Below are 13,439 nucleotides of genomic sequence, written 5' to 3'. Positions count from 1 at the left end.
GTGGTCGGCGCGGATCCAGGTGACCCCGCCAACGGAGGTGTGGGCTCGCGCGAGGTGGCGGCCCTCGATGCAAACCGAGCGAATCGCCAGGTGCCTACGGTTCCCGCATCCGGGACCTGAGCACGTCCAACTCGCACCCCGGCGCGTCCGGATCGAAGCCGTGCTCGATCAGCCAGCGCGACGCCACCAGGCTGCGCAGTGACCACCAGGCGCGGATCACATCCCGGTCCACGTCGGTGCCGTAGCCGGCAAGCAGGTCGTCCAGACGTTCCTCGTGCCCCAGCGTCACGATGGCGAGGTCGAACATCGCGTCGCCGGGCGCGGCCTCGGACCAGTCGATGACGCCGGTGACCGTGTCGTCGTCTACGAACACGTGGGTGATCTGCAGGTCGCCGTGGATGAACACCGGCTTCCACGGCCGGAGCGCGGCTCCGGCGATCTCGCGATTGCGGCGGATCACCTCGGCTGGCAGAACGCCGTTGGCGAGCAGCCACGCGCACTCGTCGTCGAGCTCCGCCGCCACGTCGTCGAGCCGGCGACCCGGCCACGGCGGCAACGGCGCGTCGTGCAGCCTGCGGATGGCCGCGCCTGCCGCGGCCCATGCCGCCGGTGACGCGGCGGACGGTTCGCCGAGGAGGCCGAGAGCCCTGCCGGGCACGGCGGCGATCGCGAGCACTGGCGGCTCGTGCCAGAGGATCGCCGGGGTCGGTACCGGTGCCAGGGCCATGGCCCGTACCTCGATGTCGGCATGCGCCGGATCTCCGTCGACCTTGAGGAACACGTCGCCCACGCGTAGCGTCGCGCGCTGCCGGTGGGCGACGACGACTTCGACCGCTTCCATACCGGCCATCCTGGCGCGGATGGTCGCCGATGTCGCCGGACTTCGCGGGTGGTGGGACACCGCCGGTCTCCGTCGGTTGCGCCGCACGAAGCGCCCCGTCCGCGGTGGACGGGGCGCTTGGTCGTGTCAGTCGGACTGCGTGTCGGAGACCGATCCGTCCTCGCCGCTCGTCGACGCCGGAGCGCTTGCTACCTCGATCCGGGGCGACCGGTCCGGCGGAAGGTGGGCGAGGTCGGCGATCACGACCACGTCCACTTCTCCATCGATCATTCTCTGTTCGACGGTCTCCCAAGGTGCCCGGACGATTCCCTTCAACCGGTAGTCGTGGTGCCGAAGGTGCGACAGGCACACGGCGACGGCAGGCTCCGACGGTTCGATGTCGGCGGGGATCCAGATGACAGCTATCTCCATGATCTCTCCTGATCAACGTCGTGGACGCGGCTGGGTGATCAGGAGTTGCTGTGGCGGTGGAGGGCCCCGCTCCACGGGCCTGCTGGTGGCGCGCATGTCGACGGCAGCCACGGTGAGCCCTCGGGACAGCGGTGAGATCGGTGGCGGACGTTCGGCAGCCGAGGTCGGCGCGTCGACGCCGCTGGCGCCGAACCCGCTGGGTGCGGTGGCCAGCGCCAGCACGAACGCCGGCGGACCGGAGTCGGGGCGGACGGGCGGGCCCGGCATCGGCGCCGCCGCCGCGGCCACCGCCGTCGGTGGCCGGTCCGCCGAGCGGGTCCGGCTGCCGCCGACGCCGTGGAGGTCGCCACGGGACACCGTCACCGTCGCGGCCAACGACGGCGAGGACGACGGCGGCGACGGCGAGGCAGGGCGCGCAGCGGGGGACGCGCCGCGGGCGGTGGGTGACGGTGACGGGCGAAGCGTACGAGGCAGGTCGGGAACGGCGGTGGGAGGTGTCACCGACGTCGAGGGCAGAGGGAGTGCCGGCAGCGGAATGGACGACGGCAGCGGCAGGGGAACGGCGGAGGGCAGCGGCAGGGCGATGCCGGACGGCAGTGGCAGAGGAACGGACGACGGCAGCGGTAGGGCGACGGCCAGGGGTGACTCGACCACGCGGGGCAACAACGCCTCGACGATGGTCGGCGACGCCGGGGCCTGTGTCGGGAGTAGGCCGGTCGGCGGCGGTGTCGGCTCGTACGCGTGGGCGTGGTCGGCGCCCAGGGCCGCGCCGAGTGCCGCCGCGCCGAGTGCCGCCGCGCCCAGTGCCACCGCGGGCAGACTGTGCGTCAGACGCATCGGGCGAGGGCTGCGGGACGTCGTGTCGCCAACTCCGCTCGGGCCGGTTCGCCGGGCCGGTGTCGCTGACCGAGCAGTCGCCCCTCGCTTCCCGCCGTTCGTTCCATGCGCGGGTTCTTGCCCCCGGCAGACGCGGACTACACCTCCCGTCGACAGGTAACCCGCGGGTGATCGAGGAAAGAGTCCACTGTGGGCCGATGGCGATCCACCAGACAGGTCCCGATCACCAGGGCGCGGCGTCTGGTGGTGTCGGGGGCGGCTGCCGGAGGGCGTCGTCGATGATCCCCGGCATCCGTCGGGCCACCCCGGCGACGAGGTCCGCGACCTGGACGCGCGGGTCGTCGCGGGAGTCGACCATCACCAGCCCAGCGAGCGGCGACACACCCACCGGCAACGCCTGGGCCGGTCCGGTGCCCGCCACCCAGCTGCTTCCGTCGGCCAACACCCGCTGGAGGCGGGTCAACCGATCGGCCGTCAGGGCGCTCTGCTCGTCGTGGGTCACCAGCACCTGCCGCCGCCCGCCGCTCCAGGACAGAACCGTCTCGGCCAGCGCCGGCAGCAGCGGTTCCAGCGGTGGTGGAACCGACCGGTCGTCGTTGTCCAACCTGCCCAGGACGGCCCGCACGTGGTCCGGGTCGAGCCCGTCGAGGATCTCGTCGGCCTCCGGGCCGAGGCGGTGTCGGAGCAGCGCGTCGCGGGTCTCGAAGAACCGCCGCACCGTCTGATGGACCGGCAGCCGCCGCTTCATCCGTACACAGTCGACGAACGCCGACAGGAAGGCGTCCCAGTCGCTTCCGGATGAGCGTCCGGCGGCGTGCAGGGCGACGGCTGCCGGAAGGTGCTCCCTCGCCAGGCGGGTGCCGGCCGCGTACGACGGCTCGACCATTAGGAGGTCGACGATCCGGGTGACGAGGAAGAACTCCTTGTCGATCACGTGAACGTGGGTACGCCCGGTCAGCTCCGTCCGGAGCCACCCCAGGGCCTCGTCCGCACCCGAGCCGCGCAGGAACCGCCCCGACTTGAGTTCGTGTGGTGAGAACCGGAAGCCCGACCGCAGCGTGGTGATGAGCGCGACGGCCTCGTCGACGGTCAGGTCGACACTCGCGTGCGTGATCACCGGGGCGGTGGATCGCAGCAGGTTGGTGCCGGAGAATCCGGACTCGTCGCAGGCGATCTCCACGACGGCGCCGACCACCGCGTCCCTGAGCGGCATCCCGCCCTGAAGTGGTGATCTCACACCCGGGTTCCCGCCATGCCGACCATGGTCACCCGTGCGCCCACTCCGAACAAGCCGATTGCGGGGCGGGACGGGGACGGCGGTGGGGGTGGATGCGGTGGTGAGCGGGAGGTGTGTCGGCTCACCACCGCGTCGGCACGGCGGGTGAACAGCGGGTCAGCGGGGTGAGCTGAGCAGCCGGTCGCCGTCCTCCGAGTCGTCCGCGCCGACGGACGGCGTTGGTGTGTACCCCCACTCGGACGAGATCTGCCTGGCGGTCTCCAGCAGGAGCGGCAGTGCCTGCTTCAACGTGTCGAGGCTGGCGATGACCTCGATGGCCGTCATCGAGGCGGCGGCGATGACCTGCCCGCGTGAGTCCCTGACGGGTGCGGCGATACACCTGACGTAGGCGTCGTGTTCGCCGTTGTCGGTGGCCCAGCCCTGCTCGCGGATGCGGGCGAGTTCGGCTTCGAGGGATTCCTGGTCGGCGAAGGTGGTGTCGGTGAACCTCTCGAACACGACGTGGGAGAGGAGACGGTCGCGCTCTGCCGAGGGCAGGTAGGCCAGGATCGTCTTACCGACGGCGCTCGCGTAGATCGACACCGCGCGTCCGACCCGCGACGGCAGCTTGACGGCGTCGAACGCCGGGCTGTCCACCTTGTCGATATAGATGATCTCGTCACCGGTCAGTTGCGCCAGGTGCACGGTGTGGCTGGTCTCCCGTTGCAGCGACCGCAGGTGTGCCGCGGCGAACTGGCGCAGGTCCATCGAGCCGAGCGCGAGTTCGGACAGTTCGATGACGCCGCTACCGAGCACATAGGTGCCCGCGCCGGTGCGGCGTACGAAGCGGGCGGACTCCAGTGTCTGCAGAATGCGCAGGGCCGTGGACTTGTGGACGCCGAGCACGTCCGCCGCCTCGGTGAGCGACAGCGGGTGCTCCGCCGATCGACGGATGAGGTCGATCGCGCGGCGAATCGATTGCGCCAAGGCCCTGTCTCCCCTCGCTGCGCCGGTCTGGTGCCGCCGCTGCCATTGCGTATTACGCAATATAGTTCACGCGATGCGCAATCGCTACTTGACACCGTTGCACATGACGCTACGATCGTTGCAATTTAATCGGCACGACGCTGACTCGTAACAGTGGAGTAACTATGGGTAATCGACGCGTTCGTCTCGGCATCGCCGGTGCGACATGTGCCCTCGGAATGGTTGCCGCCCTCCTGACCGGCTGCGGCTCCGACGGTGGCTCAAGTGACGGCGTCACCAAACTGACCTTCGCCGCCTCGACCTTCGGCGACCCCGGCCGTGGGCCCCAGTTGACGAAGTGGCTCGACGAGTTCAACGCCAGCCAGGACAAGGTCCAGGTCTCCGCCGCCGCGGTGCCGTACCCGACCTTCGGCCAGACGGTGCTCACCCAGATGGGCAGCGGCAAGGGCCCCGACCTGGTCCGTTTCGACATGCCCGAGTTCGAGGCCGCCTCGGACGCCGGCCTCGTCGCACCGCTCGACAAGATGATCGACGCCAGCAAGTACGACCTGCTCAAGCAGCCGGACCAGTTCATGGTCCACGACGGTGTGCGGCACGGCGTCATCTTCGAGGCGTCGAACTACGCGATGTTCTACAACGCGGATCTGATCCCGACGCCGCCGACCACCTACGAGCAGTTCGCCTCCACCGCCAAGTCGCTGACCAAGGGTGACGTCTTCGGCCTGGCCTTCCGCCAGACGGAGGCCGAGGAGGCCGGCGTCTGGCAGGACATCTTCAACTACGTCTACGGTTTCGGCGGCGCGTGGTCCGACGGTAAGAACCTGACGATCAACTCGCCGGAGAACCTCAAGGGCCTGCAGGCGTTCAAGGACCTGTACGACGCCAACGTCATTCCGCGCGGCGCGGACGCCGCGACGTTCCGGCGGATGTTCGCCGAGGGCAAGGTCGGGATGGAGCTCAACAACGGTGGATACGTGACCGCGACGCGCGGTCAGAACGCGAAGCTGAACTTCACCGTCGCGCCGATCCCGTTCCCGGTGCGCAAGCAGGGCGCGATCCTGGCGCCGATCGTGATCAACGAGGCGAGCGAGGGCAAGGACGAGGCGGCCACCTTCATCAAGTGGACGTTGGAGCCGCAGAACCAGGTGAAGCTGCAGGAGATCCTCGGCGCGAGCAGCGTCGCCACCACCACGCAGCGCAGCGCCGAATCGCTCAAGGCGACCCCGTTCCTCCCCGTCTTCGACGGTCTCACCGACACCAGCCTGCCGCAGATCGTCCTCGGGTTCGAAGCCAAGACGCCGGACATCCGCAAGGTGGTCGTGCAGAACGTGGTCGCGGCACTGCAGGGCAAGGCCGACCTCAAGTCGGCGCTGGACCGCGCCCAGCAGCAGGCGACCGAACTGGTCCGCTGACCGCTCGACACGGCGACGCCGCCGACGCGACGATCCGTGCGTCGGCGGCGTCCTTCCCCCAGAAGGACCGATCCGATGACTGTGGTCGAGCAGACCGGAGTACCGAAGACAACACCCTCAGGTCGGCCCCGGCGTCGGCCCAGCCCGCTGGGTAGCAAGTGGACGCCGTACCTGTTCCTGGCACCCGCCGCACTGTTCATCCTCGTCTTCCAGGCGGTACCCCTCGTCCAGGAGGTGTACCTCAGCTTCACGAGGACGAGACTGCTCAACCCCACCCGCAGTGAGTGGGTCGGGCTCGACAACTTCAACCGGATCTTCGGCGACCCCGAGTTCCACCGCACCCTGCTGATCACGGTCGTCTACGTGATCACCTGCGTGGTCGTCGCGATCGGCGCCGGACTCGGCGTCGCGCTCCTGCTCAACGGGAAGTTCCGGGGCCGTGGCGTGGCACGGGCGCTGGTGACCGTCCCCTGGGCCGCGCCGGGCATCGCGGTCGCGCTCATCGCCACCTGGATGCTCAACGCGCAGTACGGCATCGTGAACCGGTTCCTCGACGCGGTCGGGCTCGGCGTCCCGGGCGGCGCTATCCTCGACAGCCCGCGCTACGCGCTCCCGGCGGTGCTCGCCACCACCATCTGGCAGCTGTTCCCGTTCACCTCCGTGGTGCTGCTCTCCGCGCTGCAGTCCGTACCGCAGGACCTCAACGAGGCCGCGACGGTGGACGGCGCGGGCCGGTGGGCCACCTTCCGCGCCGTCACCTGGCAGGTCATCAAGCCGACCGTCGGCCTGCTCGCCCTGCTGATGACGATCTGGTCGCTGCGCCGGTTCGAACTCATCTGGCTGATGACCAAGGGTGGACCCGTCGGCGCCACCGAGACGCTCGTGATCGACCTCTACTCGCAGGCCTTCGACTCGAAGGAACTCGGTTCGGCGGCGGCCATCGGCATGGTCGGCGTCGTCATCTCGCTCATCGTCGTCATCGGCAGCCGCCTGGTCGCCCGTGCCGTGGAGAAGGGGGACGTCCGATGAGGCGCTTCCGTTTCGGTATCACCGCACGGATCGTCGCCGTGCTCGTCGTCCTGGGTGTCGCGGTGTTCCCGCTGTACTGGATGTTCGTCACCGCGCTGTCGAGCAACAGCGACCTCTTCGCCGATCAGCCCCGGCTCACGCCGGACCTCGGCCAGTTCGGGGTCTTCGTCGACGCGTTGGCCGAGGGCAAGGCCGCCGGTTGGCTGCTCAACAGCCTGATCATCGCCGTCGGCACGATGGTGCTCTCCGTGGGCCTGGGCATCCCGCTGGGCTACGCGTTGTCCCGGTTCTCGTTCTGGGGCAAGGCCGTGCTGACGGTCGTACTGCTGTTCACGCAGATGCTTCCCGAAGCGCTCATGGTCGTCCCGCTGTTCGCGCTGTTCCGCCGCTTCGAACTGCTCGACTCACTGACCGGCCTCGTCCTGGTGAACTCCGCCTTCGTCCTGCCGATCGTCGCGTTGATCCTCAAGGGCGCCATCGACGGCATCCCGAAGGAGCTGGAGGAGGCCGCGCGCGCCGACGGAGCCCGACCCTTCACCACCCTGACCCGCATCAACGTGCCGCTGATCGCCCCGTCGATCGCTGCGACAGCGGTCATCGCCTTCTTCCACGCCTGGAACGAGTACGTGTTCGCGGTGACGTTCATCTTCAACCCGGACCTGCAACCGGCGTCCGTCGGCATCGCGAACTTCATCGGCGAACTGGGTACACCGATCCAGACGGTGATGGCCGTCGCCTTCCTGTTCACGCTGCCGGCCGTCGCCTTCTACCTCCTGGTCCAGAAGTACGTGGTGTCCGGCATGACCGCCGGCGCGGTGAAGGGTTGAGCCGAAACATGAAGATCGTCTCCGTCGACACGGTGGTCGTCGACTTCTACCGCACGAATCTCGTCATCGTGCGCGTGCACACCGACGAGGGGATCGTCGGGCTCGGTGAGGCCACCCTGGAGGGCAAGGAACGGGCCGTCCAGGGCGCCGTCGCCGAGCTCGCCGAAGCGGTGGTGGGCCTGGACCCCACCAGCATCGCGAAGACCCTCTACGAGCTTGCCCGCAACTGGTACTGGCGCGGCGGACCGGTCGTTATGACCGCGCTGAGTTCGTTCGAGATGGCCCTGTGGGACATCTCGGCGCGGGACCTCGGCGTGCCGGTCTCCCGACTGCTCGGCGGCGCGACACGGGACCGGGTGCGGGCGTACGCGAACGGATGGTTCTCCGGTGCCGTCACGCCGGAGGACTACGCGGCGGCGGCGCGCAGGACCGTGGAGTCCGGCTTCCGCGGCCTCAAGTGGGACCCGTTCGAGAACTACGACCTCACCATCACCACCCAGCAACTGGACCGGGTGCTCGCCCAGATCGACGCGGTGCGTGGCGCGGTGGGCCGTGACGTCGAACTGTTCGTCGAGGGGCACGGACGCTTCGACGTCCGGCACGCCGTCAAGGTGGCGAAGGAGATCGCCCAGTTCGACCCGGTGTGGTTCGAGGAGCCCTGCCCACCGGACAACCTCGACGCGCTTGTCGACATCCGCCGCGCGTCGCCCGTGCCGATCGCGGCGGGGGAGCGGTGGTACGGCCGGCAGGGCTTCGCGCCGGCGCTGGCTCGTCAGGCTGTCGACTTCGTCCAACCCGATGTGACGCACGCGGGAGGGATCGCCGAGCTGGCCTTCATCTCGACGCTCGCCGCGACCAGCTACGTCGGGTTCGCACCACACAACCCCAGCGGCCCGCTCAGCACGGCCGCGACGCTGCAACTCGGGGCGACACTGCCGAACTTCAGGTACCTGGAGATCATGGCGACCGACGTACCCTGGCGTCCCGACATCACCAACGAGCGGCTGGTGCTGACCGCCGACGGAGACGTGTTGATCCCGACCGGGGTCGGGCTGGGCATCGAGCTGGACCTCGCGGCGATCGAGCAGCATCCGTTCACACCGCATCCGCTGCGGATGTTCGAGGACGCCGTCTACGACATCCGCCCTCGCGACGAGCGGTCCTTCTTCAACCTAGAGAGCGGCTCATGACGGTGCCACGGCCCCGGGGGGCGGCAGTGGAGGCGGGGTGGTCCGGCACCGCCGCCGAGGCGCTGCCGGACGATGCCGACGCCAGTGTCCTCGTCGGCCGCATCTGGGATCCGTCGGTCGACGGTCCGACTCCGGTGACCGTCCGCGACGGCATGGTCATCGACGTCAGTCGTCAGTTCCCGACCGTCCGGGACATCTGCGAACTACCCGATCCCGCCGCGGTGGTCGCCGGGCTCGACGGGCCGACGGTCGGGGACTTCGGGGAGATCTTGGCCAACACGGAGGCCGCGACCCGGGACCGCACCCGGCCCTGGTTGCTGGCCCCGGTCGACCTCCAGGTGCTCAAGGCCGCCGGGGTGACCTTCCCCGTCTCGATGATCGAACGCGTCATCGAGGAACGGGCGCGCGGAGATCTGGGCCTCGCCGCGGACATCCGTCACCGGATGCTCGCCGACGTCGGCGTCGACCTGCACAGCCTGGCTCCGGGCTCGGTGGAGGCGGACCGCCTCAAGAGCCTGTTGGTCGCCGAGGGCATGTGGAGTCAGTACCTGGAGGTGGGGATCGGCCCGGACGCCGAGATCTTCACCAAGGGGCAGGTCCTCTCCGCCGTCGGCACCGCCGTTCCGGTCGGAGTGCTCGCCGCGTCGACCTGGAACAACCCGGAACCCGAGGTCACCCTCATCGTCGCGTCCACCGGGCGGATCGTCGGCGCCACCCTCGGCAACGACGTGAACCTGCGGGACGTGGAGGGTCGCTCGGCGTTGCTGCTTCCGCTGGCGAAGGACAACAACGCCTCCTGCGCCCTGGGTCCCCTGATCCGACTCTTCGACGAGCGGTTCGGGATGGCCCAGGTGCGCGACCTTGAGGTCAGCCTGGAGGTCAGCGGTGTGGACGGCTTCCTGCTGGAGGCGGTCTCGGAGATGACGCGGATGTCGCGTGACCCGGAGGAGCTGGTGCGGCAGTTGATCGGCCCGCACCACCACTATCCGGACGGCGCCGCTCTGATGCTCGGCACCATGTTCGCGCCGATCCAGGACCGGGACCGCCCCGGTGAGGGCTTCACCCACAAGGTCGACGACGTGGTGCGGATCAGCTGCCCGGCGCTCGGCACCCTGGTCAACCGGGTGTGGCACGCGGAGGAGTGCGAGCCCTGGCACTTCGGCGTCCGCGATCTGATGGGCAATCTGGTGAGGAGAGGACTGCTGTGAACGTGGTCATCACTGTCGACCCGCGCGACGGCCGGCGGCGCTCGACGGATCTCAGCGAGACGGACGAGTCTCGGCTGGAGGCCGTCGCCGACCAGGCGGCCCGAGCCGCCCAGTGGCTGTCCGGGCTGGGCAGACTCGGCAGGGCGGACATGCTCGACCGCATCGCCGCGTCCCTTGAGTCCCGGCGCGCCGACCTGATCGCGGCAGCCGAGGCCGAGACCGGGCTCAGCACGGCGCGGCTCAACCAGGAACTCACGCGGGCGGCACTCCAGTTCCGGATGTTCGGCGACGTGGTGCGCGACGGGGCGTACGTCGAGGCGGCCATCGACCACGCCGCCGACACCCCGATCGGGCCCGGTCCGGACCTGCGACGGATGCTCGTACCCCTCGGACCGGTGGCCGTGTTCGGGGCCAGCAACTTCCCGTTCGCCTTCTCGGTCGCCGGGGGCGACACCGCCGCCGCGCTCGCCGCGGGGTGCCCCACCGTCCTGAAGGCCCACCCGTCGCACCCGCTGACGTCGCACGCCTCCGCCGACGCGATCGAGGCGGCCATCCGCGACCTGGGTGGCCCCGAGGGGGTGATCGGCATCGTGTACGGGGAGCAGGCAGGCCGGTCGCTGGTGCGTCACCCGGCGATCCGGGCGGCCGCCCTGACCGGGTCCGTCGGTGCCGCCCGTGCCATCCAGGCGGCCATCGACGAACGACCCGATCCGATTCCCCTCTACGCCGAGCTGAGCAGCGTGAACCCGATCGTCGTCCTGCCCGGGGCGGTCGAGGACCGGAGCGACCGGATCGCCGAGGGCCTGTTCACCTCCTTCACGGCGTCGGGCGGTCAGCTGTGCACCAAGCCCGGCCTCGCGTTCGTGCCGTCCGACCCGGCCGGTGACCAGTTGGTCGACGCGCTGCGGGAGCGGGTCGCCTCGGCGGGGGGCGCGGTTCTGTTGAACGAGCGCATCCGGGACGCCTACGAGAAGCAGGCGGCGGCGTTCGAACGAGCGGGCGCTCGGGTCGCGGCGCGACCGCAGGTCGAGCCCGGCGAGGGCTTCACCGTCGCGCCGACACTGCTGGAGGTCGGTCTGCCGGACCTGACGACCGAGATCGCCGACGAGTGCTTCGGCCCGCTGCTGATCGTGGTCCGGTATCGCGACGTCAGCGAACTCGACGCCGCCCTGGCGACCGTCCCACCGTCGCTGACCGGTGCCATCCACAGTGGACCCGCTGACCAGACCGCAGTGGTACGCCGGCTGGTCGACGTGTTCGCCGCCCGCGCCGGCCGCATCGTCTTCGACGGGTACCCCACCGGTGTCCGGGTTTCCTGGGCCCAGCACCACGGCGGACCCTGGCCGTCGACCAACGCCGTACACACCTCGGTGGGCGCCACGGCGATCCGACGGTTCCTGCGCCCGCTGGCGTGGCAGGACGCCCCGGAGTGGGTCCTCCCCGAGGAGCTTCGAGACGAGTACGCCGCGATTCCGCGTCGAGTCGACGGAAGGCTGGAATCGAAGGGGGAATAGTCGCGACGGAGGCCGTCACCGCACGTCTATTCGGTGGTGCCAGGTCGGCCGGCGAGCAGTTCCGCGAATTGATCCTGCATGGATTCGCGCCGGTCGCCCTGGTGTCGCTGAAAGGTGCCCACAATTGCTTCTGCATCGCCCGGCAAAATGCGTCATTGACCGTCATCGCATTTCGTGGTTGTGTTCTGGACAGGGGCCAGATGTTAGCGCTCGCATAACAACATCGCCCGTTCCTGGTATCCGTTCACCTCACCATCGAATGGTTGGTCGACTGCTCGGTGCGGTCCGGCCACACGCCGAAGAGGGAGCAGGAAACATGTCCGTCGCCACACCCCGTCCCCCGACGTCGTCGCCGCGCCGCCGGCTGGCGATCGCACTGCTCGCCGCCGTCACCGTCGCGGCCGGAACGGTAGCGGTTCCCGCGGCGTCGGCCGCACCGCCGACACCGATGGGCCCGACCGTCATCCGCACCGACAAACCCCCGACCGGGTACGCGGTGACGTTCCGGTACCGGGCGCCCGACGACGTCCAGCAGGTCCACGTCTACGGCGACTGGTTCTTCTCCCGACCGGAGAACATCCCCTGTCAGGACTGCGGAGACGCCCGGCCACCCACCGAGTGGCAGCCCGGCGACGTGGCGGCCACCCCGTGGCACATCCTGCCCATGCGGAAGGGCCCCGACGGGGTGTGGACGTTCACCACGCCGCTGCCGGCGGGCACCTTCCGCTACGCGTTCACCCACGACTGCGCCAACGAACTCGGCACCGGCTGCACCCTGTACGACGACCCGGCCAACCGGTGGCAGATCCAGCCGCAGTACCCGGGAGCGCCCGGCGCGGTACGCAGCACGATCTACGTGCCGACCAGCAGGAAGTTCCCGACCTACGACACCGCCTACCAGGCGCCGGTCGCCCGGATCGGCCGGTTGGAGTCCCGGCGGTACACCTCGCCGCTGTCCACCAACCCGGCCGGAGCGCACGACATCGTCGTCTACACGCCGCACGGCTACGACCCCGACCGGGCCGAGCCGTACCCGACGCTCTACCTGAGCCACGGCAGTGGTGACCACTCCACGGCCTGGACGATGCAGGGCGTGGCCCACCTCATCCTGGAGAACGCGATCAAGGATCGGGCGGCGCAGCCGATGGTGATCGTCTCCACCGATTTCAACGGACTGCCCGGCGGGAACGAGGGGTACGTCGACGAGCTGCGGAACAACATCTTCCCGTTCGTCGAGCAGAACTACCACGTGTCCACCCGAGCACAGGACCGGGCGTTCGGAGGCTTCTCAGCCGGCGGCAGTCGGGCGTACACCATCATGTACAACCACACCGACCTGTTCGGCTACCACGCCGCCTGGAGCGCGGGGGGCCCGGCCGCCACCCCCGAACAGATCGACGGCATGAGGGCGGTGGCCGGCGGCATCATGATCGGCACCGGGCTCCAGGACCGCCTCGGCAACATCGCCGAGAATTCGCAGCGCAACGCCGCCGCCCTGCGGGCCGCCGGTGTCGCGCTGGACGAGTACAACGTGCCGGGCGTGCACACCTGGCACGTCTGGCGTCCGCTGCTGAACCACTACCTGCGTACGCTGGCGTTCCGCGCCACGACGACGGGCCTCGACGTCTCGGCGGCACCCGTGGGCGGCTCGCGCCACACCGGTGTCACCGCCACCGCGACTGTCGGCGCCGTCAGCACCGGCGCCGCCGCGCCCTCCGGCACCGTCGAGTTCTCCGCCGGCGACCGGCGTCTCGGGTCGGCCCGGGTGCACAACGGTGTCGCACGGCTGAAGACGATCCTCCACGGTGACCTGGACGCCCCGGTGGTCGCCCGCTACCACGGCGACAAGCTCTTCAACGGATCCCACAGCTCCCCGGTCGACGCCCGGTAACCCCGGCTCGACGGCGAACTCCCTGTGGTGGGGAAGCCCCGGCCGCGTACCCCCTGGTGAACCCAGGGTGTACGCG

12 protein-coding genes are annotated in these 13,439 nt (G+C 69.7%); 7 read left to right on the top strand and 5 right to left on the bottom strand.

All coding sequences use genetic code 11. The annotated features are described in order from the left end of the window. Positions 1 to 94 precede the first annotated feature (94 nt). The 5 genes from O3438_RS09445 to O3438_RS09425 all read right to left on the bottom strand — a co-directional run bounded on the left by O3438_RS09445 (position 95) and on the right by O3438_RS09425 (position 4,292). Complete coding sequence (locus tag O3438_RS09445) at positions 95 to 841, bottom strand: phosphotransferase family protein (RefSeq protein WP_269679603.1); 747 nt, start codon at positions 839 to 841, stop codon at positions 95 to 97. Positions 842 to 967: 126 nt separating this feature from the next. After that, entirely contained in the window at positions 968 to 1,252 is a 285-nt protein-coding gene (locus tag O3438_RS09440; RefSeq protein WP_269679602.1) for a hypothetical protein, read from the bottom strand. Between the two features lie 12 nt (positions 1,253 to 1,264). Then, positions 1,265 to 2,089 (bottom strand): hypothetical protein, encoded by an 825-nt coding sequence (locus O3438_RS09435; protein WP_269679601.1) that lies wholly within the window; start codon positions 2,087 to 2,089, stop codon positions 1,265 to 1,267. 223 nt (positions 2,090 to 2,312) lie between these two features. Continuing rightward, positions 2,313 to 3,326, bottom strand: coding sequence for a hypothetical protein (locus O3438_RS09430; RefSeq protein ID WP_269679600.1), 1,014 nt, complete (start codon positions 3,324 to 3,326; stop codon positions 2,313 to 2,315). 156 nt (positions 3,327 to 3,482) lie between these two features. Beyond that, positions 3,483 to 4,292, bottom strand: a complete 810-nt coding sequence (locus tag O3438_RS09425) for an IclR family transcriptional regulator (protein ID WP_269679599.1) — start codon at positions 4,290 to 4,292, stop codon at positions 3,483 to 3,485. Between the two features lie 164 nt (positions 4,293 to 4,456). Between O3438_RS09425 and O3438_RS09420 the strand changes: the two genes are divergently transcribed. From O3438_RS09420 to O3438_RS09390, 7 genes are all read left to right on the top strand, one after another. Continuing rightward, positions 4,457 to 5,704, top strand: coding sequence for an ABC transporter substrate-binding protein (locus O3438_RS09420; RefSeq protein WP_269679598.1), 1,248 nt, complete (start codon positions 4,457 to 4,459; stop codon positions 5,702 to 5,704). A 75-nt stretch (positions 5,705 to 5,779) separates the two neighbouring features. Further along, positions 5,780 to 6,733: a carbohydrate ABC transporter permease gene (locus O3438_RS09415; RefSeq protein ID WP_269679597.1), complete on the top strand. Its 954-nt coding sequence runs from the start codon at positions 5,780 to 5,782 to the stop codon at positions 6,731 to 6,733. Then, positions 6,730 to 7,560, top strand: coding sequence for a carbohydrate ABC transporter permease (locus O3438_RS09410; protein ID WP_269679596.1), 831 nt, complete (start codon positions 6,730 to 6,732; stop codon positions 7,558 to 7,560). The genes O3438_RS09415 and O3438_RS09410 overlap by 4 nt, the downstream gene beginning before the upstream one ends. A gap of 8 nt (positions 7,561 to 7,568) precedes the next feature. After that, positions 7,569 to 8,750, top strand: a complete 1,182-nt coding sequence (locus O3438_RS09405; RefSeq protein WP_269679595.1) for a mandelate racemase/muconate lactonizing enzyme family protein — start codon at positions 7,569 to 7,571, stop codon at positions 8,748 to 8,750. Further along, positions 8,747 to 9,958 carry a fumarylacetoacetate hydrolase family protein gene (locus tag O3438_RS09400; RefSeq protein WP_269679594.1) on the top strand — a complete coding sequence of 404 codons (1,212 nt, stop codon included), beginning with the start codon at positions 8,747 to 8,749 and terminating at the stop codon, positions 9,956 to 9,958. Before O3438_RS09405 ends, O3438_RS09400 begins: the two co-directional genes overlap by 4 nt. Continuing rightward, positions 9,955 to 11,472, top strand: a complete 1,518-nt coding sequence (locus O3438_RS09395; RefSeq protein WP_269679593.1) for an aldehyde dehydrogenase (NADP(+)) — start codon at positions 9,955 to 9,957, stop codon at positions 11,470 to 11,472. The genes O3438_RS09400 and O3438_RS09395 overlap by 4 nt, the downstream gene beginning before the upstream one ends. 316 nt (positions 11,473 to 11,788) lie before the next feature. Next, a complete protein-coding gene (locus O3438_RS09390; RefSeq protein WP_269679592.1) occupies positions 11,789 to 13,363 on the top strand; it encodes an alpha/beta hydrolase-fold protein in 1,575 nt (524 codons plus the stop codon). The last annotated feature ends 76 nt before the right edge of the window (positions 13,364 to 13,439 follow it).

It is taken from the genome of Micromonospora sp. WMMC250, from assembly GCF_027460215.1.
GTDB lineage: Bacteria > Actinomycetota > Actinomycetes > Mycobacteriales > Micromonosporaceae > Micromonospora > Micromonospora taraxaci.
The sequence above is the reverse complement of the archived record's forward strand: the minus strand, read 5'-3'. Positions and strand labels throughout refer to the sequence as shown.

Bases quoted from the DNA above. Each gene is read 5' to 3' on its own strand.
- O3438_RS09390 (WP_269679592.1), top strand. From the start codon at position 11,789: ATGTCCGTCGCCACACCCCGTCCCCCGACGTCGTCGCCGCGCCGCCGG.
- O3438_RS09445 (WP_269679603.1), bottom strand. From the start codon at position 841: ATGGAAGCGGTCGAAGTCGTCGTCGCCCACCGGCAGCGCGCGACGCTA.
- O3438_RS09420 (WP_269679598.1), top strand. From the start codon at position 4,457: ATGGGTAATCGACGCGTTCGTCTCGGCATCGCCGGTGCGACATGTGCC.
- O3438_RS09440 (WP_269679602.1), bottom strand. From the start codon at position 1,252: ATGGAGATAGCTGTCATCTGGATCCCCGCCGACATCGAACCGTCGGAG.
- O3438_RS09400 (WP_269679594.1), top strand. From the start codon at position 8,747: ATGACGGTGCCACGGCCCCGGGGGGCGGCAGTGGAGGCGGGGTGGTCC.
- O3438_RS09405 (WP_269679595.1), top strand. From the start codon at position 7,569: ATGAAGATCGTCTCCGTCGACACGGTGGTCGTCGACTTCTACCGCACG.
- O3438_RS09415 (WP_269679597.1), top strand. From the start codon at position 5,780: ATGACTGTGGTCGAGCAGACCGGAGTACCGAAGACAACACCCTCAGGT.
- O3438_RS09435 (WP_269679601.1), bottom strand. From the start codon at position 2,089: ATGCGTCTGACGCACAGTCTGCCCGCGGTGGCACTGGGCGCGGCGGCA.
- O3438_RS09410 (WP_269679596.1), top strand. From the start codon at position 6,730: ATGAGGCGCTTCCGTTTCGGTATCACCGCACGGATCGTCGCCGTGCTC.